Below are 22,575 nucleotides of genomic sequence, written 5' to 3' on the forward strand. Positions count from 1 at the left end.
ATTACATTTTTTCTGGTGCAGATACTCCTACGATTGCTAATGCGTTTTGAAGTGTAGTGCGTACTGCTTTCATTAACTCATAGCGAGCTTTACTTAACTCTAAGTTATCTTGGTTTAATACTTTTTCTGCATTGTAGAAGCTGTGTAATGCTGCTGCTAATTCAAATGCATAGCTTGTAATGCGGTGTGGCAGACGTTTTTGCGCTGCATCCGCAACTACAGCTGGGAATTCACCAAGTTTTTTCAGTAACTCTACTTCTTTCTCAGAAGTAACAAGTTTGTAGTTCACGTCTCCGCCTGTAGCTAATCCTAACTCTTCACCTTGACGAAGGATACTGCATACGCGAGCATGAGCATACTGTGCATAGTATACTGGGTTTTCATTAGATTTTGATACAGCTAAGTCCATATCAAAGTCTAAATGAGAATCACCGCTACGCATTGCGAAGAAGTAACGCATTGCGTCCACGCCTACTTCTTCCATAAGTTCACGAAGTGTAACTGCTTTACCTGTACGCTTACTCATCTTCATTTTTTCACCATTTTGGTACAGTTGTACCATTTGAATGATTTCTACTTCAAGTGTTTCTTTATCGTAACCAAGTGCTTGAATAGCAGCTTTCATACGAGGAATGTAACCGTGGTGGTCAGCACCCCAAATGTTGATTAACTTATCGAAACCACGCTCTAATTTATCACGGTGGTAAGCGATATCTGGCGTTAAGTATGTGTAAGAACCGTCGTTTTTAATTAATACACGGTTTTTGTCGTCACCGTAAGTCATAGAACGGAACCAAGTTGCACCGCCTTCTTCAAAGATCTCATCACGCTCTTTTAATACTGCAAGTGCAGCATCGATTTTTCCGTTTTTGTATAATGATGTTTCTGAGAACCATACATCAAATTTAACACGGAAGCTTTCTAAGTCTTTTTGAAGTTTTGCTAACTCATATTTTAAACCGTATGAACGATAGAACTCATAGCTTTCTTCTGCATCCGCTTTTGCATAACGATCACCAAATTCTTCAGCTAAAAGCTTACCGATTCCAATGATATCCGCACCATGGTATCCGTCTTCTGGCATTTCTTTCTCTAGGCCTAAAGCTTGCATGTAACGAGCTTCAACAGAAAGAGCTAAGTTATGAATTTGGTTACCAGCGTCATTAATGTAGTACTCACGAGATACATCGTACCCTGCTTTTGCTAATACGTTACATAAAGTGTCACCCACTGCCGCACCACGTGCATGTCCTAAGTGAAGGTCACCTGTTGGGTTCGCAGATACGAACTCAATTTGTACTTTTTCACCTTTGCCAGTATTCGTTTCACCGTAAGCTTCGCCAGCGTTAACGATTGTTGGGATTAAGTCTGTTAAGTAGCTATTATCCATGTAGAAGTTAATGAAACCAGGACCTGCGATTTCAATTTTTTCAATAGAAGCTTTTGCTTTATCGAAGTTTGCAACTAATTCTTCTGCAATCATACGAGGTGCTTTTTTCGCAACGCGTGCAAGTTGCATTGCCATATTTGTAGAGAAGTCACCATTTGTTTTATCTTTTGGAGATTCTAATACAACGTTTGGAATCTGTTCTTCTGTCGCTAATTCTGCCTTTAATACAGCAGCTTGAATTTCTTCTTTAATTAATCCTTTTACTTGTTCTAAAGAATTCATTATTTTGCCTCCTTCAAATTAAGTGTAATTGTATATCTGCCAGCTTCTTGTTCACTTAGAAGCAATGCGTACGTTAAGAAAAGTTGTCCTTTTTTCTTTTCATCCGACCATTTAAAAAGAACGTTATCAGTTTTCGTTTGCAATGCAAACGTACCAAGTTCACTCGTATACGTACCAGTTGTCCATTCACCTTTCACATGCGTTTGACGCATTGAAACAGCACCTGAACGCATAATGAGAACTTGTTCATCTTGAATTTTAATAATTGTTTTCACTTCGCCCTGTTCGTTCGGCTCTTGGAATGTTACATATGTACCTTGACCTTTTACATAGTATTGACCATTTGCTTCAAAAGCAACGGTTTCCTTCCTCGCCCCTTCACGGATTTCTGTTACGAAATGAACGTGTACCGGCAAGCCTGCAAGTTGTTTCTCCACGTCTTGCACACCCTTCACATGTTATAGATATTAAATAATGTATATAATAAATCACTTTTCCTATCATATCAAAAAAAACCTCTGTCTGTCTGCTGAAAAATCAGGAAAACTCCTTTTCAAAAAATAATTCACCTTCACCTTATTTCATATGATAAAATATTTTTTAAATCTAAATATTCTTTCATTTGAAGGGGTGAATTATGTGCTACCAACAAAATTGAAAAAAGGTGATGAAATTAGAGTTATTTCACCATCTTGTAGTTTAAGTATTGTCTCAAATACGAACCAAGAGCTTGCAATAAAAAGATTAACTGACATGGGCTTTCAAGTTACATTCTCAACATATGCTGATGAGATAGATCGATTTGCTTCCTCTTCTATTTCTTCACGTGTTCAAGATCTTCATGAAGCATTTAGAGACCCTAATGTAAAAGCCGTTTTAACAACACTTGGCGGATACAACTCTAATGGTTTATTGAAATATCTCGATTATGATTTAATTGGAGAAAACCCTAAATTTTTCTGTGGCTATTCTGATATCACTGCGTTAAATAATGCCATCTACGCAAAAACAGGACTCGTTACATATTCAGGACCCCATTTCTCTTCATTTGGAATGGAGAAAGGGCTCGAGTATACGAACGATTACTTTTTAAAATGCTTAACTTCTTCTAATGAGCCTATTGAAGTCCTGCCATCTGAAACATGGAGCGATGATTCTTGGTACATTGATCAAGAAAATCGAGAGTTCATTAAAAATGAGGGATACGTTTCAATTCACGAAGGTGAAGCAACTGGAGAGATTATCGGTGGTAATATGAGCACATTGAATTTACTACAAGGTACACCGTATATGCCAAATTTACAGGATAAAATTTTATTTCTTGAAGAGGATAGTTTAACTGGAACAGCTACCCTTAAAACTTTTGATCGTTATTTACATTCCCTTATGCAGCAGCCAGATTTTGAGTGCGTAAAGGGCATCGTTATAGGAAAGATGCAAAAAGGAGCAGAGTGTACGATAGAAGACATTCAAGAAATGATCGCTTCAAAGCCTGAACTTACACATATCCCTATCATTGCAAACGCAAGTTTCGGGCATACAACCCCGATTTTCACTTTCCCAATTGGTGGACGTGCAAAAATCATTTCCAACAAAGAAAAGACATCTATCACCATTTTAACGCACTAAAAAAGGAGCGAATGAGTCGCTCCTTTTATGGTTTTTCTATTTTTTCCAACGCTTTTTGCGGAATTGATTCTTTTGAGATTTCAGCCCATCCTTTTCCTTGCATACCTTTTGCATAAATTTTTATAAATGCTCCCGTGTGCAATTCACGGTTCATCATTCTTTTCACAACTTGTAACTTTCCGTCTTCTGTATACCCTTTAAATGTATACAAGTATTCACCGTCTTTTTTCTCACCTTTATCTATCACCGCATAATAATCTTGTATTTCTTTATTTGAAAAGAAGTTGTCTACAAAAGCATGTACACCTTCTGTTTTCGTGTTCAAATAGTACGCTGTTCCACCTAGAATGATGGCGAATACAACTAAAACTTTAATTACCAATTTCATACATGCGCCTCCTGTTTGCACTTCTTTCTCACTAATCTTATGTCTATACCTGTATTATACGGAAAAAGGCATACTATACTCTATTGAAAAGTCTTACACTTTCCTTACATTATTGTAAGGGTTTTTCAACTTATAGCAATTTCCCAATAAAAAATTTTTCCGTTTCATGAACTTTTATATTATTATTGAATGATACAAATTTTTATTACAAAAATCAAAGGAGACAGTTTTCAAATGGCTATCTTGCAAGGTTTAGCACTATTACTTGTTGTACTTTGTCTATTTACACTTTTTAGTTACCGTGCTCCTTACGGAATGAAAGCAATGGGTGCTTTAGCTAATGCAGCAATCGCAAGTTTTCTTATTGAAGCATTTCACCGTTATATCGGTGGAGAAATGTTTCATAATGACTTTTTACAATCAGTAGGAGAAGCTTCTGGTAGTATGAGCGGTGTCGCAGCGGCAATTTTAGTCGCACTAGCAATCGGTGTTTCACCCGTATATGCTGTTTTAATCGGTATCGCTACTAGCGGATTCGGTATTTTACCAGGATTTTTCGCTGGATACGTTTGTGCTTTCGTCGTGAAATTTCTCGAAAAGAAATTGCCGGCTGGTGTAGAGTTTTTAGCAATTTTATTTATTGCTGCACCAATCTCACGCGGAATGGCCATGCTTATGGATCCGCTCGTGAACGCAACACTCGGCAAAATCGGTTCTATGATTTCAGTTGCAACTACAGAGAGTCCTATCATTATGGGTATTATGCTTGGTGGATTAATAACAGTTATTTCTACCTCTCCATTAAGTTCTATGGCACTAACTGCAATGCTTGGATTAACAGGTTTACCAATGGCAATTGGTAGTCTTGCCGTAGCAGCCTCAGCCCCAATGAACTTTATTTTCTTTAAACGACTAAAAATTTGTTCAAAGAAAGACACAATCGCTGTAGCAATCGAGCCTTTAACACAAGCCGATGTTGTTTCAGCAAATCCAATTCCAATTTATGCGACAAACTTCGTTGGCGGTGCACTTGCTGGTATTATTACATCTCTGTTCCAGCTCGTTAATAATGCACCAGGAACAGCATCACCAATCCCAGGACTTCTTGTCTTATTCGGATTTAATGACGTTGTAAAAGTAACAATTGCTGCTGTATTATGTGGAATCGTTACCACTATTGTTGGATACGTCGGATCAATCGTGTTCCGTAAATATCCAATTCGTTCTGCTGATGAAATTCGCGGCATTACTTCTGAAGAGAAGGTTGCATAAGAAAAAGAGCTATTCTCATCGTTTGAGAATAGCTCTTTTTTATCCAGCTACGACAGCTAGACCCTTGCATCTAAGAACCTTAGTCACCGGGTCTAAACAGTCGGCTTCACTTTTATTTTACCCAACCGAGCAGCATTTCCCGCACGAATTTGCTTGCTGCGACTGGTGTTTGATCACTATGGTCGTAGACAGGAGCTACTTCTACTAAGTCTGCTCCAACTACATTTATGTTTGAATTTGCAATTGCCACGATGGAATCTAATAATTCTTTAGATGTGATACCTCCAGCTTCTAACGTTCCTGTTCCTGGAGCGTGAGCTGGGTCTAATACGTCAATGTCGATTGTGACATAAACTGGGCGTCCTGCAAGTTTCGGTAATACTTCTTTTAACGGTTCTAATACGTCAAATTTATATAAGTTCATACCTACTTCTTTTGCCCATTCGAATTCTTCCTTCATTCCAGAACGAATACCGAAAGAATATACGTTTTCCGGACCAATTAAATCGCACACTTTACGAATAGGTGTAGAGTGGGATAAAGGCTCCCCTTCATACGATTCACGTAAATCAGTATGAGCATCCATATGGATGATTGCTAAATCCGGATATTTTTTTGCCATTGCCTTAAAAATTGGCCAAGACACTAAGTGCTCACCGCCGAGACCTAGTGGAAACTTATCGGCATCTAAAAGTTTTGATACATACTCTTCAATCATGTCTATGCTGCGCTGTGGATTTCCAAATGGTAATGGAATATCACCCGCATCAAAGTACTTTACTTCTTCTAGTTCACGATCTAGATATGGACTGTATTCCTCTAGTCCAATCGATACTTCACGAATACGTGCAGGGCCAAAACGAGAACCTGGACGGTAGCTTACTGTCCAATCCATTGGCATCCCGTAAATAACTGCCTCTGACTCTTCAAAACTTGGATGACTTTTAATAAATACTTTACCTGAATAAGCTTCATCAAAACGCATACTCTTTTCCTCCTTGTGTGGAACTTAAGGTATCCCAACCTTTCATTATTTCTCAAATTTGGAGCCTATAACTCCTCTTTCTCGATTTACCTGTGCCTTCTTTTTCTTACAAGAAGACTACTTCATTTGTAGCAGTGTAAGTAACTAGCATGTTCAAGCCTTCTAGACAAACACCTTAAATGAGTCACTTACACTTTATTTATTTCAATTTAACGGTCTTACTTAATTAAATCGCCAACAAATTTCGGTAATGCGAATGCTGCATTGTGTAATTCTTTTGTGTAGTATTTCGTTTCGATTTCGTGGAAACGCTCTTCACTTACTTCTAATGGATCATGTTTTTTAGATCCAATTGTGAACGTCCAAAGACCACTTGGGTAAGTTGGAATGTTCGCTGTGTATAAACGAGTAATTGGGAAAATCTCTTTTACGTCTTTAAACACAGTCGTAATTAGTTCTGGTGTGAACCAAGGGTTGTCCGTTTGTGCAACGAAAATACCATCTTCTTTTAACGCTTTAGAGATTCCAGCGTAGAAGCCTTTTGTAAATAGGTTTACTGCTGGTCCTACTGGCTCAGTAGAATCTACCATAATTACATCATATTCATTTTCGCTTTCTGCAATGTGTAGGAAACCGTCTCCTACTTTTACTTCTACACGCTCATTGTCTAATGCGCCTGCAATTGATGGTAAGTATTGTTTAGAGTACTCAATTACTTTTCCATCGATTTCAACAAGAGTTGCTTTCTTTACGCTTGGGTGTTTTAACACTTCACGGATAACACCGCCATCGCCACCACCTACAACTAATACGTTTTCAGGGTTTGGATGTGTAAATAAAGGTACGTGCGCTACCATTTCATGATAAACGAACTCATCTTTTTCTGTTGTCATAACCATGCCATCTAAAATAAGCATGTTTCCGAACTCTTCCGTTTCAACCATATCAAGTTTTTGGAATTCTGTTTGCTCCGTATGTAATGTGCGGTTAATACGCGCCGTAATCCCAAAATGTTTTGTTTGTTTTTCAGTGAACCATAGTTCCATCGTACAATCACGCCTTTCAATGCAAATTTATAATAGGGACATCATTAATGTCCCCTAACAAAAATAAAACAAAACATCCAAAAAGTATAGTTAAAAGTACAAAAATACCGAAAATATATTTTAGTCAGAGGGTTCTAACATATGTACGAAAAGGGATTGCCCTGTAATAGGAAAGAAAACCCTTTCTTAAGAAAGGGCTTTTGTCTCAACTTCTATCGGCTTTCGAACAGGAATTAAAATCATTACACAACCGACTAACACAACAATTCCACCGACTAAAAACGGACTTTGCGGTGAAACAGTGTGGCCGATGATTCCTGATAAGATTGGAGCAATTGCGCCACCTAACCAACGAACGAAGTTATAAACACCTGATGTAACAGATCTTTCATAAGGTGAAATATCCATTACATAACTTGTAAATAATGCATTATTTAATCCAGATGCTAATCCTGATAGAACAATTAATACAATTTGTAACCACATAACTTTCACGAAGAATAGTGCAATTAAGAAAAGCGCAAATATGAGTAAACTACCCTTCAACAATGCTTTCGGCTCGTATTTCCCTTCTAGCTTATGAGCCAAAATTGCAGAACCGTAAGCTAATGCTAATCCCCATCCGCAAAATACAAACCCTAATTGAATAGCAGATAAATGCATAATAAGTGGTGAATATGCTAACACAACGAAAAATCCGTAGTAGTATAACATTCCTGAAATCGCACCTTGCATAAACGGTTTATATTTCACTAGGTTAAGTAATTCTCCTACGCCTGCCGCTTTACGTTTCACTTTTCGCTCCGGTTCTTTTACAAAAAAGAAAACTAAAATAAATGCTAAGAAAATTAAAATACTCGTCGCAAAAAATGGGTAACGCCAAGAATGTCCACCTAATATCCCGCCTAATAACGGTCCGCCTGCCATCCCTAAACCGATAGCTGCTTCATATAATCCTACTGCTTCATGAACTTCTTTACTTAATGCAATCAATAATGTCATCGCTGTTGCGAAGAACATAGCATTCCCTAATCCCCATCCAGCGCGGAAAAGAGATAATTGAGCAATCGTTTGCGATATACCGCATATAAACGCAAATACAGTCACGATCGCAAGACCAATCGTCATCATTCGTTTATCACCAAATCTCGATGCGAATATTCCAGCTGGTAACATCATAATTGCCATCGTTAAAATATATGCTGTAAATAACATCTCTACTTGCCAATGCGATGCACCAATTTGCTCAGCAATACTTGGTAAGATTGGGTCGACTACCCCTATACCCGAAAAGGCAAGGAAGGTAGCCACCACTGTAATCAATCTCCCTAATTTTTGTTTGCTCTCCATTTTGATCATTCTCCTTTTGTACTCTCTAAAAATGTCGCTGCACGATGCAGGCTATCTTCAAGTTCCGCCTTTACACGCTGCATTTGCTCCATTTTCTCGTCTAGCGTTTGCACTTGTTTTTCAAGCATCTCTTTAATTTCTTGAATCACTTCGCGGTCACGAGGATTCTCACTATTTCTTCTTTGCTCCATTCTTTCTTTTAACGATAAAAAATGTTGCATTTCTTGAAGCGTAATCCCTAATACTTCTTTCGCTTCTACAATCCTTTTAATTCTCGCGATGTCCTCGTCCGTATACAGGCGAATGTTCCCCTCACTACGTTCAGGGGGATGAATTAAACCAATTTCCTCATAATAACGAAGTGTACGTTTTGTTAAACCAACTTGCTTTGTGACTTCATCAATTTTATACATGTTTATTCCTCCCTTCACTCGATTATTACATTTTACGTTAACGTTAACTTTTGTGCAACTGTTAGACTTTTGTAAATGTTTATCCCATTCAATTGTATTTTTCCAAAAGCAGTTTCATAATGAAGGAAAAGAAACGATAAGGAGATTTCCGTATGAATAAACCACTTATTTTCGCCCACCGAGGGGTAAAAGGAACACATCCTGAAAATACGATGATTGCTTTCCAAGAAGCAGAACGTATTGGTGCCCATGGAATTGAGCTTGATATCCACCTATCAAAAGATGGTGAACTTGTCGTGATTCACGATGAAACAGTAGATCGCACAACAAATGGCATAGGTCTTGTTTCTGAAAAAACGGTAGCGGAATTACAAGCTTTAGATGCTGGTAGCCATAAAGACCCTTCTTTCCATGAAGCAAAAATTCCAACGTTACGTGAAGTATTCATTTGGTTATCTACGACAAATTTACAGCTCAATATTGAGTTAAAAACAGATGTTATCCACTATCCAACTATTGAAGAAAAAGCTGTTGCTCTCGTTCGTGAATACCATCTATCTAATCAAATTGTATTCTCATCATTTAACCATGACTCTGTTTCATTATTAGCAGAAATAGCTCCTGAAATCCCAAGAGCAATTTTATATGACACACCACTTGCTGATCCTATCGCTGAAGCAAAAAATAGAGAAGCAACTGGTTTACATCCAAACTTTCAATTACTAACAAAGGAATTTATTCAATTTGCACAAGATCAAGGGTACGTTTTCCGCCCTTATACGATTAACGAATACAAAGATTTACAAACTATGATTGACTATGGCGTAGATGTCATTATTACCGATTGGCCCGCACGTGCCCTTGAGCTCCTTTCTTAATTGAAGGAGCTTTTTGTTTTCGAAATTTCATTGTTTAAAATAACCGAAAACCCTCAATACTAATACAATAATGTTTGTATTAGTATTGAGGGGCTGAAAAAGATGGATCAAACTATGAATCCGAAACTTAAAAAATATAAACGTCTTTTCTTCACCGTAATGTTTTCTTCTGTTCTTTTTTTCGTTTTTTCCTTTTTTGTTATTATTATAGTTGCAAAAATTATAGGACCTCCTCCTGTTGCTGTCCCACAAACAAGTGTCTTTTACGCTAATGATGACACTGTTATCGGACAAAGTAATGAAATGCAAAAACGTTACAATGTATCTCTCAATGAAATCTCTCCTTATGTAAAAGAGGCGACACTATCTATCGAAGATCAACGATTCTACAAACATCATGGCTTTGATATGAAACGTATTGCTGGTGCTATTGTTGCCGATTTAAAAGCGATGGCAAAAGTCCAAGGTGCTAGTACGATTACACAACAGTATGCTCGTAACCTATACTTAGATCATGATAAAACATGGAAACGTAAACTATTAGAAGCGATGTACACAATTCGCCTTGAAGTGAACTATAATAAAAATCATATTTTAGAAGGATATTTAAATACAATTTATTACGGGCATGGTGCTTACGGAATCGAAGCTGCGTCTCGTCTCTATTTCGATAAAACAGCAAAAGAATTAACATTAGCAGAAGCTAGTATGCTCGCAGGTATTCCGAAAGGACCTAGTGTCTACTCTCCCTTTTTAAAAGAGGATCGTGCGAAAGGAAGACAATCTCTCATATTAGACGAAATGGTAGAACAAGGTTATATTACGAAGAAACAAGCAACGTCAGCGAAGAAAGAGCCATTAACCTTCGCCTCATTAGATACGAAGAAAGTGGCAGAGGTCGCGCCTTATTTCCAAGATGCTGTACAAGCTTCTCTTCTTCGTGATATCGGATTAGATGAACAAGCCTTACAAAAAGGTGGTTTGCGTATTTATACAACGCTAGACCCTAAATTACAATCGGTTGCAGAGCAAGCTGTAAAAGATCACATACCTGACACAACAAACATACAAACTGCGCTCGTCTCTATGAATCCAAAAACAGGTGAAGTAGCTGCCCTTGTTGGTGGAACTGATTATAATACAAGTCAATTTAACAGGGCTACGCAAGCAGCTCGCCAGCCTGGCTCTACGTTTAAGCCATTCCTATATTATGCGGCATTAGAACGAGGATTCACCCCTGCTACGCGCTTAAAAAGCGAATACACTGTGTTCACTTTAGGTGACGGTGTTTCAAAGTATAAACCGAAAAACTATAAAGACTATTATGCAGACGATTTTGTAACAATGGCGCAAGCTCTTGCGGTCTCTGATAACGTATATGCCGTGAAGACCAATTTATTTTTAGGCGAAGACATTCTTACAAAAACAGCGAAGCAATTCGGTATTACTACCGCATTAAAAGATGTTCCGTCTCTCGCTCTCGGTACATCTCCTGTAAAACCAATTGAAATGGTTAACGCTTATAGCATGTTCGCAAACGGTGGAAAAGAAGTAAAACCGATGTTTATTCGCCGCATTATGGATCATGAAGGAAATATGCTATACGATGCTCATTTGGAGAGTAAACAAGTTCTCGATAAAAGCAAAGCGTTTGTAATGGAAGAAATGATGACAGGTATGTTTAATAAAAACCTAAGTAGTTATGCCGCTGTAACCGGCCAATCAATGTTATCAAAGCTATCAAGAACATATGCCGGAAAGTCTGGTTCTACAGAAACAGATAGTTGGATGATAGGGTTTACCCCGCAACTTGTAACTGGTGTGTGGATTGGATACGATCAACCTAAATCGATTTCAAACGTAGCAGAACAAGGATATGCAAAAAAAATATGGACCGATACGATGGAAAAAGGATTAGATGGACAGCCTAAAAAAGATTTCAAACAACCAAGTGATGTCGTAGCGGTGAATATTAACCCTGAAAACGGTAAGATTGCTACAAAAAATTGTCCAATTTCAGTTAAAATGTATTTCGCAAAAGGTACAGAACCGACTGAATATTGTATGGATCATGTTGATGATATAGAGGAATTTGAAAAGACAACTGCAGAAAAGAAAAAAGCAAGTTGGTGGAAAAAATATCTTCCTTGGTAAAAAAATAGCTGACGGGCATCCGTCAGCTATTTTTTATTCACTTAATAATGCACGGCGCAATTCTTCACTAGATTCGTTCCAAATCGCTTCATTATGTTCTTTCAAGAACGTACCAAGTACTTTTTTAGATGTTTCATCCATATGGTCAACCATAATGTGACGCTTCATTGATTTATCCATTTTGTTTACGTGCTCTGGAAGTGATTTATATCCGCGGCGAATTTCGCGGTCAACTGTCATTTCACAAGCTGTTACACCTGCATAATAAGCTCCTGTCGCAGTTCTTTCAACCGTTACCCACACAAGCCAAAATGGTTTTCCGTTTGGAACTTCATCTTTATTTGTTAAAAACTTAATACCTTTTTCGACTGTACTACGCGCATGCATCGCACCAATATCAACAAATGCTGTTTTCTCTAGTACATCGACAAATACAGGCGAAATATTTTCTAGACTTAATGCCCCAACACCAAAACCACCATGTCCATCTGTTGAATCATTTTTCACGATATTAAAACCAATTTTTTTCTTTTTCTCCGTCATATATAAATTCCTCCTCACTTAATAATTATAAAAGACCAAAGATAGGCGCAATGATACTATCTAAAAATACAAATACATATGGAATGACAACATTAAAAATAGGTTGAATTGTATAATTGCTAAGCGGTGTAATAACAAGAATTAATAACGCTATTGCTCCATACTTTTCATACTGTGTCATTTTTGCACGAATATTTGCTGGTGCTAAATCTTCCACAACTCGATACCCATCAAGTGGCGGAATTGGCAATAAGTTAAATACAAGTAAGACAATATTAAGCCCAATGAAAATCTGGAAGAATTGACTTAACGTCTTTCCTACTGCGGGTGGAATTGCATCTAGCACACCAAATGTTATTAAGCTATACCAAATAATTAAACCAATTGCACTTAAAATTAAGTTACTAATTGGGCCTGCAATTGAAACTAATATACCTGCAAGACGCGGCCTTTTAAAGTTATATGGGTTAACAGGAACAGGTCTTGCCCAACCGAAACCAAGAATTAATACAGCGATCATCCCAATAGGATCTAAGTGCGCCATCGGTGATAATGTTAAACGGCCTTGCTTCTTTGCCGTATCGTCTCCAAATTTATATGCAACATATGCATGCGCAAATTCATGCACTGATAATGCAATAACAATCGCCATTGCTACTAACGGGATTTCCTGCAATGGATATCTAAATAACTGATCCATACTCCAACTCCTCTTCAATATGTCAAAAAAGAAAATATTTGTTTTTTCGATTGTTCTTCCCCATAATCCGCTATAATAAGAGTGTAACTTACATAAAAGGAGCGATTATATATGCCATACGTAACAGTGAAAATGCTAGAAGGACGCACAGAGGAACAAAAGAAAGCTCTTGCTGAGAAAGTAACAGCAGCAGTAAGCGAAACAACTGGTGCTCCTGAAGAAAACATCGTTGTTTTCATCGAAGAAATGTCTAAAAACCATTATGCAGTTGGCGGAAAACGCTTAAGCGACAAATAATTTCAAGTTCTTTCATAAGAAGCAGCTAAGAGCTGCTTCTTATTTTTTTCCTTCTAGTAACTCGATGATTCTCTCTTTATATTTTCCTTTTCTTCCATCTTCATAGATTAAATCATGTGGATAGAATAGTTTTTGATCCCTTCTCTTCTTACCAGTAATTGCCTCAACAATATCCGATTCACGCGAAAGCTCTCTAAGCTCTCCATTTGGCATAAGAAGTAAGATTGGCAGACGTTCTTCTTCTTCACCAGCACGGTAAAAGTCATACGGTAAGTCTGATGTTGAATCAACTACTAAATAGTATTCTGGATCAAGTCCAATCTTTTTAAATAAGCTACTTAATTCCATCCAATTATCTAAACCGTGCTTATCTGTAAACTCTACATATTTAAATAGGTTTCGATTCATAAAACGACGGCATAAATCACTTAAAATTGGATCTTCTTCGTCTTGCCATACTTGGAAGTAATAATACATAACGTTCTCGTCTAACTTTAAATAATCCTCTACTGTTACTTCTTCTTCAAATAAAGAATAGAAATGAACCGGATGATTTTTAAATGTATAATACTTCTCATGCAATGATTTTGCACGGTGTAAAATCTTCGTTAAAATAACTTCAGCACTGCGCGTTACCGGATGGAAATATACTTGCCAATACATTTGATAACGACTCATAATATAATGCTCAACAGCATGCATACCACTATTTTTAATAACTACTTGATTCCCATACGGACGCATTACACGCAGTATACGTTCCATATCAAAGTTTCCATACTTTACGCCTGTGAAATACGCATCTCTTAATAAGTAGTCCATACGATCTGCATCAATTTGACTGGAAATCATACTAATCGCTAATTTATTCGTAGATGTTTTTGCGATTACATCAGCTACCTTTTGCGGAAAATCCTTATCCACACGGCTTAATATACGATTAATTTCCGTATCTCCAACGATAATTTTTTGCGTAAATTTCTCATGATCTAATGAAAATACTTTTTCAAACGAGTGAGAAAATGGGCCGTGACCGACATCATGAAGTAATGACGCACATAAACATAACAATCTATCTTCAGCATTCCAGTTCGGTCTGCCATCAAACACATCATCAATCATACGACGAATAATTTCATATACACCTAACGAATGAGTAAAGCGACTATGCTCTGCACCGTGAAATGTAAAAAATGTCGTTCCAAGCTGCTTAATACGGCGCAAGCGTTGAAATTCTTTCGTTCCGATTAAATCCCAAATAACACGATCGCGTACGTGCACATATTTATGTACCGGGTCTTTAAACACTTTTGTTTCGCTGAGTTTGTCGTTTAAATATACCACCTTCCGACATCCCCCTTTCTTTACTGCATTCTTACTATATATTATAAACGAAATAGGAAACAGAAAGAAATGAAAGACTATATTAATTGCCCTTATATAAAGAAAAAATCACTTTTACTGAAGTAAAAGTGATTTTTTCTTTATACATTATTTACCTAAAACGAACTCAGCAACTTCATCTAAGATCATTTCTTTACCTAGTGGGAAGTAACCTTTGTTTAAGTCTTCGTTTTTAATTGTAAATACGTGGTTGTTTTTAACAGCATTCATATTTTTCCAAATTGATTCTTCTTGGAATTCTTTTAGACGCTGAGAACCGTCACCAGTTGTAAATACGAATAAGTAATCTGGGTTGTAATCGATTAAAGCTTCTTTTTGTACTTGTACTAACGGTTTATCCGTTGGTGTACCTTTAACTGCTGGTAATTTCAAGTCATTAAAGATTACGCTACCGTAACCGTAGTCACCGTATACGCGGAAAGCATTCGGATATGCAGCCATTTTCATAAATTTAGCATCGCCAGTTTTCGCAACGATTTTATCATGTAATTTGCTTGCTTTTTCATCATACTTTTTGAACCATTCTTTTGTTTCTTTTTCTTTACCGAAGATTTGACCTACTTCTTCGAATTTTGGACGCCATTGATCTAATGGAGTTTTTAACATAACTGTTGGTGCAATTTTAGATAATTGATCATAAATCTTTTCTTGACGATTGTTTACAAGAATTAAGTCTGGTTTTGCAGCAGCTACTGCTTCGATGTTAATTTTATCGCCCCAAGCAGAACCAACTGGTTTTACGTCTTTTAATTTCTTTTCAATATGTGCATCAATTTTTTCTTGAGATGTATTAGCAGTAATAATTGGTTTCATACCAAAAATTAATAATTCTTCTGTTGAACCACTAAGGTCAGCAATTTTCTTTGGATTTGCAGGGATTTTAATTTCCCCTTTTGCATGTTGTACAGTGCGCTCTTCAGTCTTCGCATCCTTCGCATCTGCTTTCTTCTCTTCTTCTTTGTTAGAACAAGCTGCAAATAGTACAGAAGTAACGACTAGTACCATTGCTAATAACGCCATTTTAAAATTCTTCATGTTCCCACTCCTTCTAGCTGTATTTCTCTTATAAGTTACAGTGAACTATAAGAAACAAGATTAATAATTAATCAATATATATTTATTAATTGTTGTTTATGCCCCGTTCTAACGGGTGTTCAACTTCCTATTTACTAATAAGAAGCTCAACGTCCATTAGAAGCCCCCCTCTTTACGAGGGGGATTCTACTTATGCTTTTTTACGCAATTGATTACTAATCATCGCTAAATCATATGTTAAACAAATTGGCTTACAGTTTACTGGACATGGAACGATTTGAGCTTCAATCTCAAATACACTGCGAAGTGTTTCACTTGTCATTACTTCATCTGGCGTTCCTTGTTTCATTAACTTACCTGCTTTTAATGCAATCATATGATCTGAGAAACGAGAAGCATGGTTTAAGTCATGGATAACCATAACAATCGTTCTACCTTCTTCTTCATTTAACTTTTTCAATAAATTTAATACTTCTAATTGATGAGCCATATCTAAGTACGTTGTCGGTTCATCTAATACGAGTAATTCTGTCCCTTGTGCAAGGGCCATCGCAATCCATACGCGTTGACGTTGCCCGCCTGATAACGCCTCTGCTGAACGATTTGCGAATTCTGTCATTCCCGTCACTTCAAGTGCCCAATGAATGTAACGATAATCCTCTTCTTTCAACGTTCCAAATCCTTTTTGATGAGGAAAACGTCCATATGAAACAAGTTCAAACACAGTAAGGCCAGTTGGCACTTCTGCAGTCTGTGGTAAAATCGCCATTTTCTTTGCGATTTCTTTCGTTGGTTGTTTCTCGATTGCTTTTCCGTCAAGATAAACAGTACCTTTTTTTGCCTTCAAAATACGAGAAGCCGTTTTTAATAATGTGGACTTCCCACAACCATTTGGTCCAATAATTGTTGTAATTTTCCCTTCCGGAATTTCAACTGTTAATCCATCAATAATTAACCCTTCATTATAGCCAACAGATACCGCATCAACTGCTAAAGTTGCCATACAAAAAGCCTCCCTTTATTTTGTCCTCATAAGTAAGTATATGAAATATGGTGCACCAATTACAGAAATAACAAGACCGACCGGTATTTCTGAAGTTGTTAACACACTTCTTGAAATTACGTCTGCGAATAAGAGTAAAAACGTCCCTATTAGTGCAGCCGTAGGCAGCATAATTTGATGTTTACCACCAACAAGGCGCCTCGCTAAATGCGGAGCCATTAAACCGATAAAACCAATTCCTCCGGCAACAGCGACAGATGCACCAGCTAAGCAAACTGCAATAAATAATAATTTACGTCTTTCTTTTTCTACATTTAAACCAAGACCAACAGCTGTGGAGTCGCCTAGATTCATTACATTTAATATGTGCGCCTTACTAATAGCTAGTGGCAAGAAAATAACCATCCATGGAAGTACACTTAGCACGAACTTCCAATCTGTGCCCCATAGACTTCCTGCTAACCAAATCGTAGCAAAGCGGAAATCGTTAGATGTCATCTTCATAGAAAAAATTAAACTAACAGCACCAAACCCGGCTGCAACAGCGATACCAACTAGTATTAATCTCGTTGATGAAACGCCGTCTTTCCATGCTAGTAAATAAATAATAACCGCCGCTAATATTGCACCCACTAACGCGAAGAATGGAAGGATAAATACAGATAAAAATGTACCAGTCCCAACTTTTCCGAAGAAAAAGTAGACGAAGATAACAACTGTTAATCCCGCTCCAGCATTAATACCGATAATACCTGGATCAGCAAGTGGATTTCGTGATAATCCTTGCAAAATCGCACCTGACATCGCTAAAGCGGATCCGACTAATATAGCAATAACCATACGCGGCATACGGAATTCAAATAAAATAACAGACTGATCTTCAGCCCCAAGTCCAACCAATGACTTTAATACGTCCATTGGCGGGATTTTGAATGTCCCTGTATTTAAACTTACTAAAAATACAGTAACGATTAATCCTACTAAGATTGTTAAAACAGAAACGTTCTTTTTTGTTAAGACACTTGTCCTCACATTTTCCCTCTCCCTTCGTTACGTGCTAAGTAGAGGAAGAATGGAACCCCAATTAGCGCTGTAATTGCTCCAATTGGCGTTTCAAACGGCGGATTAATAACGCGAGATAACATATCTGCACATTCAATTAACAGCCCACCTAAGACCGCAGAACATGGAATAACCCATCTATAGTCTGACCCTACAAGAAAACGAGTCATATGCGGGATTACAAGACCAACAAATCCAACCGATCCTGCCATAGAAACCGCAGAACCTGTTAACACAAGAACAAGTACTGTTCCGATAAATTTAATTAATGTCGTATTTTGACCAAGTCCAATCGCAATTTCTTCACCGAAGCTTAAAATTGTAATATACCTCGACATCATAATTGCAATAAAGAGACAAACAAGGCCAATCGGTACTAACATATTAATACTTTCCCATTTCACTCCCGCAACTCCGCCTGCATTCCACATACTCACCTCTTGGGCAAGGTTGAAATATAGCGCAATTCCAGATGAAATGGCCCCTAATAAAGCACTAATTGCTGCACCCGCTAAAGCTAACTTCACAGGTGTTAATCCACCTGGTGAAGAAGACCCAATTCCATATACAATGCTCGCTCCAAACGCAGCACCAATAAAAGATGCGATAACGAACATTAAATAAGGTGAATTAGGGAAGAATGCATACATAATTGCAATTCCAAATACAGCCCCATCTGTAATCCCCATTAACGATGGAGAAGCAAGTGGATTTCGCGTCATACCTTGCATAATTGCCCCTGATACCGCTAAAAAGGCACCTGCAACTACGCCCCCTATTGCTCTAGGCATGCGAAGTTCTTGAATTACGTTATGATGCGTAATAGAACCGTCAAACTGAAACACAGCTTGCCATACAGTCTTTAAACTAATATCTGCAGCACCAAACGAAATAGAAACTGCCATGCTTAAAGCTAACAAAACTGTACCTGCTACTAAAATAATAGAAGCAACGAGCGGTCTGCTCTTAATCTCTTTAACATTCACATCTTGCTGTTCTATACTCCTTGCGCTCGCTTCCATACCTCAACCATCCTAACCAACAACATATATTTAATGAAATGAAATTTATTCTCAAATAGTAATAAAAAAATTAGGTTAATTGACCTTTTCCTGATAATGATTATCAGAATCAGACACTATCTATTCTACCTATCGCTTCAAAAGACTGTCAACCATTATTTTGAAATATAAATTTATATAAATTGAAATTTGAATGAACAGATGATGCCCCTCCTTCATTGAATGTTAATCTACTCAATTGTATTTTCGTAGAATAACTCATTCCTCTTATGGGCATAAAAAAAGAAGAGTAATCTGTTCACTCTTCTTTTTCTTACTTATTTAACTTTGCTTCAATTTTTACAATTAATTCATCTTCTGTTGGAGCCGCAACTGGACGATTATTTACAAATGCGAATGATTTTTTACGACCAGGGCCACAGTAAGACTGACATGCAACTTCAATCGTTGCACATGAATCTACTTTTTTTAACTTTGGAATCAACGTTTTAACGTTCGTTGCCTGACAATCATCACACACACGAAATTCGTTCCCCATTATATAACACTTCCTCTATTTTAAACTTTTCTCAAGTACATTTAAAAATAAACACTAAATGGTATTTTACCGCTCTTTGAAGCTCGTTGCAAGTTTCCTTGCGACGCTCTTTCTTCATATAATGCTACATATTTATATACTCTCCTACAGAAGCTCTCATCATTCATAGCAAAATTTTCACCTTTCATCGAAATCTACCATATTTTTAAAAGCTTTGTATAAAAGCTCATTTTTTTGCCCATTATAAAAATAGGAAGTTCATAAAAAGAAAGGGAGTTGAATCTATGAAAGTAAGACAAGATGCTTGGACGGATGAGGATGATTTATTACTTGCTGAAACTGTACTTCGTCACGTTCGAGAAGGAAGTACTCAATTAAATGCATTTGAAGAAGTAGGAGATCAATTAAATCGTACATCGGCTGCCTGCGGTTTCCGTTGGAATGCTGTTGTTCGCTACAGCTATGAACAAGCTCTTCAACTAGCAAAAAAACATCGTAAAGATAAAATGCGTGCTGCAAGCGGTGAACAAGCGAAAAAACGTTTACTTTATACACCACCAGCTTCGGATTCGATAACTAATTATGAAGAATTCGTACAAGAAGAAGAAAGTGTACAATATAAAGAAGCTATTCCATATAAAGAATCTACTGTTCCTGCTGCAAAAAGCTCTATGACCATGCAAGATGTTATTTATTTTTTACAAACAGTCGGATCTTCAAATATAAAAGTGACAACTCTTGAAAACGAGAATACGAGATTGAAACAAGAAATTAGAGTACAAATCCTTCGAAATGAAGAACTAGAAAAGAAACTAGAAAAATTAGAAAAACAATCTCATACTGTACAAGAAGATTACGAAACACTTATGAACATTATGAACCGAGCTCGTAAGTTGGCAGTCATGGATGACGAAGAACGTTCTCAAACATCTTTCCGAATGGATCGAAACGGTAATTTAGAAAAAATTGCAGAATAAAAAGGATGCATTACATGCATCCTTTTTTAGTCTTTCATCTTTAAACTTTCCCTTTATATGCGAGAAAACCCCATTCTTCATTTTTTGCTATAATAGAGATTGTCATTTTAAAGATAAGGGGTTAATTATATGAGCAATTCCCGTTCTATTTTATCTCAGCCAGAGTGGCGTATTGTAGATCAGTCTAGTTTGGGACCAACATTCCATGCATTGCAGTCATTTGCAATGGATGACACACTGTGCACAAGCATTGGAAATGGTCAATCAGCTGCAACAATGCGTTCTTGGGTTCATCACAATACAATTGTTCTTGGCATTCAAGATTCACGCCTACCACATTTGGAAGAAGGTATTTCCTTTTTACAAGAAAACAACTTCAATGTTATCGTTCGTAATTCTGGTGGACTTGCTGTCGTACTTGATGAAGGTGTTTTAAACGTATCACTTTTATTCCAAGAGACAGAAAAAGGTATCGATATTGATCTTGGATACGATACAATGTGGCATTTAATTAAGGAAATATTAAACGATTACGATGTTACAATCGAGGCAAAAGAAATTGTTGGTTCTTACTGTCCTGGTAGCTATGACTTAAGTATTCGCAATCAAAAATTTGCTGGCATTTCACAGCGCCGTATTCGCGGTGGTGTCGCTGTCCAAATTTATCTCTGCGCTACCGGAAGTGGCTCTGAGCGTGCCGCACTCGTTCGTGATTTCTACAACCTAGCCATTCAAGGAGAAGAAACACGCTTTACATATCCTGAAATTGTACCGAGTACGATGGCTTCACTTTCAGAATTACTTGGCGAAACCATTACAGTACAAGATTTAATGATGCGCCTTTTAAAAACACTGCAGCAATTCGCTCCAAAGTTAACGCCATCTCAATTAACAATAGATGAAATACCTTTATATGAGACGAATTTACAACGTATTATTGATCGTAACAATAAAGCACTTGGCTTAGAAAAATAAAGACCGTCGCTATAATAGCGACGGTCTTTATTTCGATTCATTATAGAATTAAAGTGCTTGAGCTGCTGTAATTAAAGCTAACTTGTACACTTCTTCTTCGTTACATCCGCGAGATAGATCATTTACAGGCATATTTAAACCTTGTAAAATTGGTCCTACTGCTTCGAAGTTACCTAAACGTTGAGCGATTTTGTAGCCAATATTACCAGCTTCTAAGCTTGGGAATACGAATACGTTAGCATCACCTTTAATTGTAGAACCTGGAGCTTTTTTCTCAGCTACAGATGGTACGAATGCAGCATCGAATTGGAATTCTCCATCTAAAGTTAATTCAGGAGCCATTTCTTTTGCAATACGAGTTGCTTCTACAACTTTTTCTGTTTCTGGAGATTTCGCAGAACCTTTTGTAGAGAAGCTTAACATAGCAACGCGTGGATCAATACCGAATAGTTCAGCAGTTTTCGCACTCTCGATACCAATTTCAGCTAAATCTTGGCTGTTTGGTGCAATGTTAATTGCACAATCAGCGAATACATATTTCTCTTCTTCACGTACCATGATGAATACGCCAGAAGTTTTTGTAACGCCTGGTTTTGTTTTAATGATTTGAAGTGCTGGACGAACTGTATCAGCTGTAGAGTGAGCTGCACCACTTACTAAACCGTGTGCTTTACCCATGTATACAAGCATTGTACCGAAGTAGTTTTCGTCTTTAAGGATTTTGCGAGCGTCTTCTTCAGTTGCTTTACCTTTACGGCGTTCAACGAAAGATGCTACCATTGCATCCATTTCTTCGTATGTAGCTGGGTCATAAATATCAACGCCTGCTAATGTTAAATTCATGCTAGCAGCTTTTGCGCTAATTTCTTCTTTATTACCAACTAAAATTGGTTGTACTAACTCTTCTTTTGCTAAACGCTCTGCAGCGCCTAAAATTCTTTCATCAGTTCCTTCAGGAAGTACGATAGAAATGCCTTTTCCTTGAACTTTTTCTTTTACTGTTGTAAATAAGTTGCTCACGAATAAACCCTCCTACATATGTTAAAAAACTCTATCTTTAAGAATACTGCTTTTCCTCTATATTTTAAACTTATAGCTCCCAAAAAATAGATAAAATGAAAATGATTATATTTTCATAAAATTCAGCCTAGAAATAAATCCCCTTTAAGCCTTATCTTCTCCTATTTTCAAGTAAATTTAAATGTGACAATTTTATGCGCTAAGGCTTTATA

At 37.2% G+C, this 22,575-nt stretch carries 23 protein-coding genes; 7 read left to right on the forward strand and 16 right to left on the reverse strand.

Features of this window, described 5'->3' with window-relative positions; genetic code table 11:
• Position 1: 1 nt before the first annotated feature.
• Together argS and J0835_RS26415 are read right to left on the reverse strand one after the other, a co-directional pair.
• Positions 2–1,672: an arginine--tRNA ligase gene (gene argS, locus J0835_RS26410; protein WP_001086441.1), complete on the reverse strand. Its 1,671-nt coding sequence runs from the start codon at positions 1,670–1,672 to the stop codon at positions 2–4.
• Positions 1,672–2,109, reverse strand: a complete 438-nt coding sequence (locus J0835_RS26415) for a DUF1934 domain-containing protein (RefSeq protein ID WP_000414868.1) — start codon at positions 2,107–2,109, stop codon at positions 1,672–1,674. Before J0835_RS26415 ends, argS begins: the two co-directional genes overlap by 1 nt.
• Before the next feature lie 202 nt (positions 2,110–2,311).
• On the opposite strand from J0835_RS26415, the gene J0835_RS26420 reads away from it, so the two are divergent.
• Positions 2,312–3,301 carry a S66 family peptidase gene (locus J0835_RS26420; RefSeq protein ID WP_087983353.1) on the forward strand — a complete coding sequence of 330 codons (990 nt, stop codon included), beginning with the start codon at positions 2,312–2,314 and terminating at the stop codon, positions 3,299–3,301.
• A gap of 25 nt (positions 3,302–3,326) precedes the next feature.
• Here the strand turns inward: J0835_RS26420 and J0835_RS26425 are convergent, their stop codons facing one another.
• On the reverse strand, positions 3,327–3,689 hold the full coding sequence (locus J0835_RS26425; RefSeq protein ID WP_000779940.1) for a YxeA family protein: 363 nt from the start codon (positions 3,687–3,689) through the stop codon (positions 3,327–3,329).
• 234 nt (positions 3,690–3,923) lie between these two features.
• Between J0835_RS26425 and J0835_RS26430 the strand changes: the two genes are divergently transcribed.
• Positions 3,924–4,961, forward strand: coding sequence for a PTS sugar transporter subunit IIC (locus J0835_RS26430; RefSeq protein WP_087983355.1), 1,038 nt, complete (start codon positions 3,924–3,926; stop codon positions 4,959–4,961).
• Between the two features lie 112 nt (positions 4,962–5,073).
• Here J0835_RS26430 and speB read toward each other — a convergent pair whose 3' ends face one another.
• The 4 genes from speB to J0835_RS26450 all read right to left on the reverse strand — a co-directional run bounded on the left by speB (position 5,074) and on the right by J0835_RS26450 (position 8,755).
• A complete protein-coding gene (gene speB / locus J0835_RS26435) occupies positions 5,074–5,946 on the reverse strand; it encodes an agmatinase (protein WP_001209823.1) in 873 nt (290 codons plus the stop codon).
• A gap of 218 nt (positions 5,947–6,164) precedes the next feature.
• Positions 6,165–6,992 carry a polyamine aminopropyltransferase gene (speE, locus tag J0835_RS26440; RefSeq protein ID WP_000424696.1) on the reverse strand — a complete coding sequence of 276 codons (828 nt, stop codon included), beginning with the start codon at positions 6,990–6,992 and terminating at the stop codon, positions 6,165–6,167.
• Between the two features lie 186 nt (positions 6,993–7,178).
• Complete coding sequence (locus J0835_RS26445; RefSeq protein WP_087983357.1) at positions 7,179–8,342, reverse strand: MFS transporter; 1,164 nt, start codon at positions 8,340–8,342, stop codon at positions 7,179–7,181.
• A gap of 5 nt (positions 8,343–8,347) precedes the next feature.
• Complete coding sequence (locus tag J0835_RS26450) at positions 8,348–8,755, reverse strand: MerR family transcriptional regulator (RefSeq protein ID WP_000276564.1); 408 nt, start codon at positions 8,753–8,755, stop codon at positions 8,348–8,350.
• 152 nt (positions 8,756–8,907) lie between these two features.
• On the opposite strand from J0835_RS26450, the gene J0835_RS26455 reads away from it, so the two are divergent.
• Together J0835_RS26455 and J0835_RS26460 are read left to right on the forward strand one after the other, a co-directional pair.
• Positions 8,908–9,633 carry a glycerophosphodiester phosphodiesterase gene (locus J0835_RS26455; RefSeq protein ID WP_087983359.1) on the forward strand — a complete coding sequence of 242 codons (726 nt, stop codon included), beginning with the start codon at positions 8,908–8,910 and terminating at the stop codon, positions 9,631–9,633.
• A 102-nt stretch (positions 9,634–9,735) separates the two neighbouring features.
• Complete coding sequence (locus tag J0835_RS26460) at positions 9,736–11,787, forward strand: transglycosylase domain-containing protein (RefSeq protein ID WP_087983361.1); 2,052 nt, start codon at positions 9,736–9,738, stop codon at positions 11,785–11,787.
• 33 nt (positions 11,788–11,820) lie between these two features.
• Here the strand turns inward: J0835_RS26460 and J0835_RS26465 are convergent, their stop codons facing one another.
• Together J0835_RS26465 and J0835_RS26470 are read right to left on the reverse strand one after the other, a co-directional pair.
• Positions 11,821–12,330, reverse strand: a complete 510-nt coding sequence (locus tag J0835_RS26465) for a YwhD family protein (protein WP_087983363.1) — start codon at positions 12,328–12,330, stop codon at positions 11,821–11,823.
• Between the two features lie 25 nt (positions 12,331–12,355).
• Positions 12,356–13,030, reverse strand: coding sequence for a site-2 protease family protein (locus J0835_RS26470; protein ID WP_087983365.1), 675 nt, complete (start codon positions 13,028–13,030; stop codon positions 12,356–12,358).
• Between the two features lie 111 nt (positions 13,031–13,141).
• Here J0835_RS26470 and J0835_RS26475 point away from each other — a divergent pair, with 111 nt between their 5' ends.
• Positions 13,142–13,327, forward strand: a complete 186-nt coding sequence (locus tag J0835_RS26475; RefSeq protein WP_001147171.1) for a 2-hydroxymuconate tautomerase — start codon at positions 13,142–13,144, stop codon at positions 13,325–13,327.
• 39 nt (positions 13,328–13,366) lie between these two features.
• Here J0835_RS26475 and J0835_RS26480 read toward each other — a convergent pair whose 3' ends face one another.
• The 6 genes from J0835_RS26480 to J0835_RS26505 form a co-directional block, all read right to left on the reverse strand.
• A complete protein-coding gene (locus J0835_RS26480) occupies positions 13,367–14,671 on the reverse strand; it encodes an HD domain-containing protein (RefSeq protein ID WP_000262747.1) in 1,305 nt (434 codons plus the stop codon).
• A gap of 147 nt (positions 14,672–14,818) precedes the next feature.
• The gene (locus J0835_RS26485; protein ID WP_087983367.1) at positions 14,819–15,766 is read right to left on the reverse strand and encodes an ABC transporter substrate-binding protein; all 948 of its coding nucleotides are present in this window, start codon (positions 15,764–15,766) and stop codon (positions 14,819–14,821) included.
• A 190-nt stretch (positions 15,767–15,956) separates the two neighbouring features.
• Complete coding sequence (locus J0835_RS26490; RefSeq protein WP_000212066.1) at positions 15,957–16,769, reverse strand: ABC transporter ATP-binding protein; 813 nt, start codon at positions 16,767–16,769, stop codon at positions 15,957–15,959.
• 15 nt (positions 16,770–16,784) lie between these two features.
• The gene (locus J0835_RS26495; protein ID WP_001260774.1) at positions 16,785–17,801 is read right to left on the reverse strand and encodes a FecCD family ABC transporter permease; all 1,017 of its coding nucleotides are present in this window, start codon (positions 17,799–17,801) and stop codon (positions 16,785–16,787) included.
• Positions 17,798–18,853 carry a FecCD family ABC transporter permease gene (locus tag J0835_RS26500; RefSeq protein WP_000388283.1) on the reverse strand — a complete coding sequence of 352 codons (1,056 nt, stop codon included), beginning with the start codon at positions 18,851–18,853 and terminating at the stop codon, positions 17,798–17,800. Before J0835_RS26500 ends, J0835_RS26495 begins: the two co-directional genes overlap by 4 nt.
• Before the next feature lie 313 nt (positions 18,854–19,166).
• Positions 19,167–19,391 carry a DUF1450 domain-containing protein gene (locus tag J0835_RS26505; protein WP_000526075.1) on the reverse strand — a complete coding sequence of 75 codons (225 nt, stop codon included), beginning with the start codon at positions 19,389–19,391 and terminating at the stop codon, positions 19,167–19,169.
• 284 nt (positions 19,392–19,675) lie between these two features.
• Here J0835_RS26505 and J0835_RS26510 point away from each other — a divergent pair, with 284 nt between their 5' ends.
• Positions 19,676–20,368, forward strand: coding sequence for an RsfA family transcriptional regulator (locus J0835_RS26510; RefSeq protein WP_087983369.1), 693 nt, complete (start codon positions 19,676–19,678; stop codon positions 20,366–20,368).
• A gap of 129 nt (positions 20,369–20,497) precedes the next feature.
• The gene (locus J0835_RS26515) at positions 20,498–21,343 is read left to right on the forward strand and encodes a lipoate--protein ligase family protein (protein ID WP_087983371.1); all 846 of its coding nucleotides are present in this window, start codon (positions 20,498–20,500) and stop codon (positions 21,341–21,343) included.
• A 48-nt stretch (positions 21,344–21,391) separates the two neighbouring features.
• Here J0835_RS26515 and pta read toward each other — a convergent pair whose 3' ends face one another.
• Entirely contained in the window at positions 21,392–22,363 is a 972-nt protein-coding gene (gene pta / locus J0835_RS26520) for a phosphate acetyltransferase (protein WP_000067226.1), read from the reverse strand.
• Positions 22,364–22,575 lie beyond the last annotated feature (212 nt).

The organism is Bacillus cereus group sp. Sample62, assembly GCF_036851315.1.
GTDB lineage: Bacteria > Bacillota > Bacilli > Bacillales > Bacillaceae_G > Bacillus_A > Bacillus_A wiedmannii.

Bases quoted from the DNA above. Each gene is read 5' to 3' on its own strand.
- argS (WP_001086441.1), bottom strand. From the start codon at position 1,672: ATGAATTCTTTAGAACAAGTAAAAGGATTAATTAAAGAAGAAATTCAA.
- J0835_RS26425 (WP_000779940.1), bottom strand. From the start codon at position 3,689: ATGAAATTGGTAATTAAAGTTTTAGTTGTATTCGCCATCATTCTAGGT.
- J0835_RS26430 (WP_087983355.1), top strand. From the start codon at position 3,924: ATGGCTATCTTGCAAGGTTTAGCACTATTACTTGTTGTACTTTGTCTA.
- speB (WP_001209823.1), bottom strand. From the start codon at position 5,946: ATGCGTTTTGATGAAGCTTATTCAGGTAAAGTATTTATTAAAAGTCAT.
- speE (WP_000424696.1), bottom strand. From the start codon at position 6,992: ATGGAACTATGGTTCACTGAAAAACAAACAAAACATTTTGGGATTACG.
- J0835_RS26445 (WP_087983357.1), bottom strand. From the start codon at position 8,342: ATGGAGAGCAAACAAAAATTAGGGAGATTGATTACAGTGGTGGCTACC.
- J0835_RS26450 (WP_000276564.1), bottom strand. From the start codon at position 8,755: ATGTATAAAATTGATGAAGTCACAAAGCAAGTTGGTTTAACAAAACGT.
- J0835_RS26455 (WP_087983359.1), top strand. From the start codon at position 8,908: ATGAATAAACCACTTATTTTCGCCCACCGAGGGGTAAAAGGAACACAT.
- J0835_RS26460 (WP_087983361.1), top strand. From the start codon at position 9,736: ATGGATCAAACTATGAATCCGAAACTTAAAAAATATAAACGTCTTTTC.
- J0835_RS26465 (WP_087983363.1), bottom strand. From the start codon at position 12,330: ATGACGGAGAAAAAGAAAAAAATTGGTTTTAATATCGTGAAAAATGAT.
- J0835_RS26470 (WP_087983365.1), bottom strand. From the start codon at position 13,030: ATGGATCAGTTATTTAGATATCCATTGCAGGAAATCCCGTTAGTAGCA.
- J0835_RS26475 (WP_001147171.1), top strand. From the start codon at position 13,142: ATGCCATACGTAACAGTGAAAATGCTAGAAGGACGCACAGAGGAACAA.
- J0835_RS26485 (WP_087983367.1), bottom strand. From the start codon at position 15,766: ATGAAGAATTTTAAAATGGCGTTATTAGCAATGGTACTAGTCGTTACT.
- J0835_RS26490 (WP_000212066.1), bottom strand. From the start codon at position 16,769: ATGGCAACTTTAGCAGTTGATGCGGTATCTGTTGGCTATAATGAAGGG.
- J0835_RS26500 (WP_000388283.1), bottom strand. From the start codon at position 18,853: ATGGAAGCGAGCGCAAGGAGTATAGAACAGCAAGATGTGAATGTTAAA.
- J0835_RS26505 (WP_000526075.1), bottom strand. From the start codon at position 19,391: ATGGGGAACGAATTTCGTGTGTGTGATGATTGTCAGGCAACGAACGTT.
- J0835_RS26510 (WP_087983369.1), top strand. From the start codon at position 19,676: ATGAAAGTAAGACAAGATGCTTGGACGGATGAGGATGATTTATTACTT.
- J0835_RS26515 (WP_087983371.1), top strand. From the start codon at position 20,498: ATGAGCAATTCCCGTTCTATTTTATCTCAGCCAGAGTGGCGTATTGTA.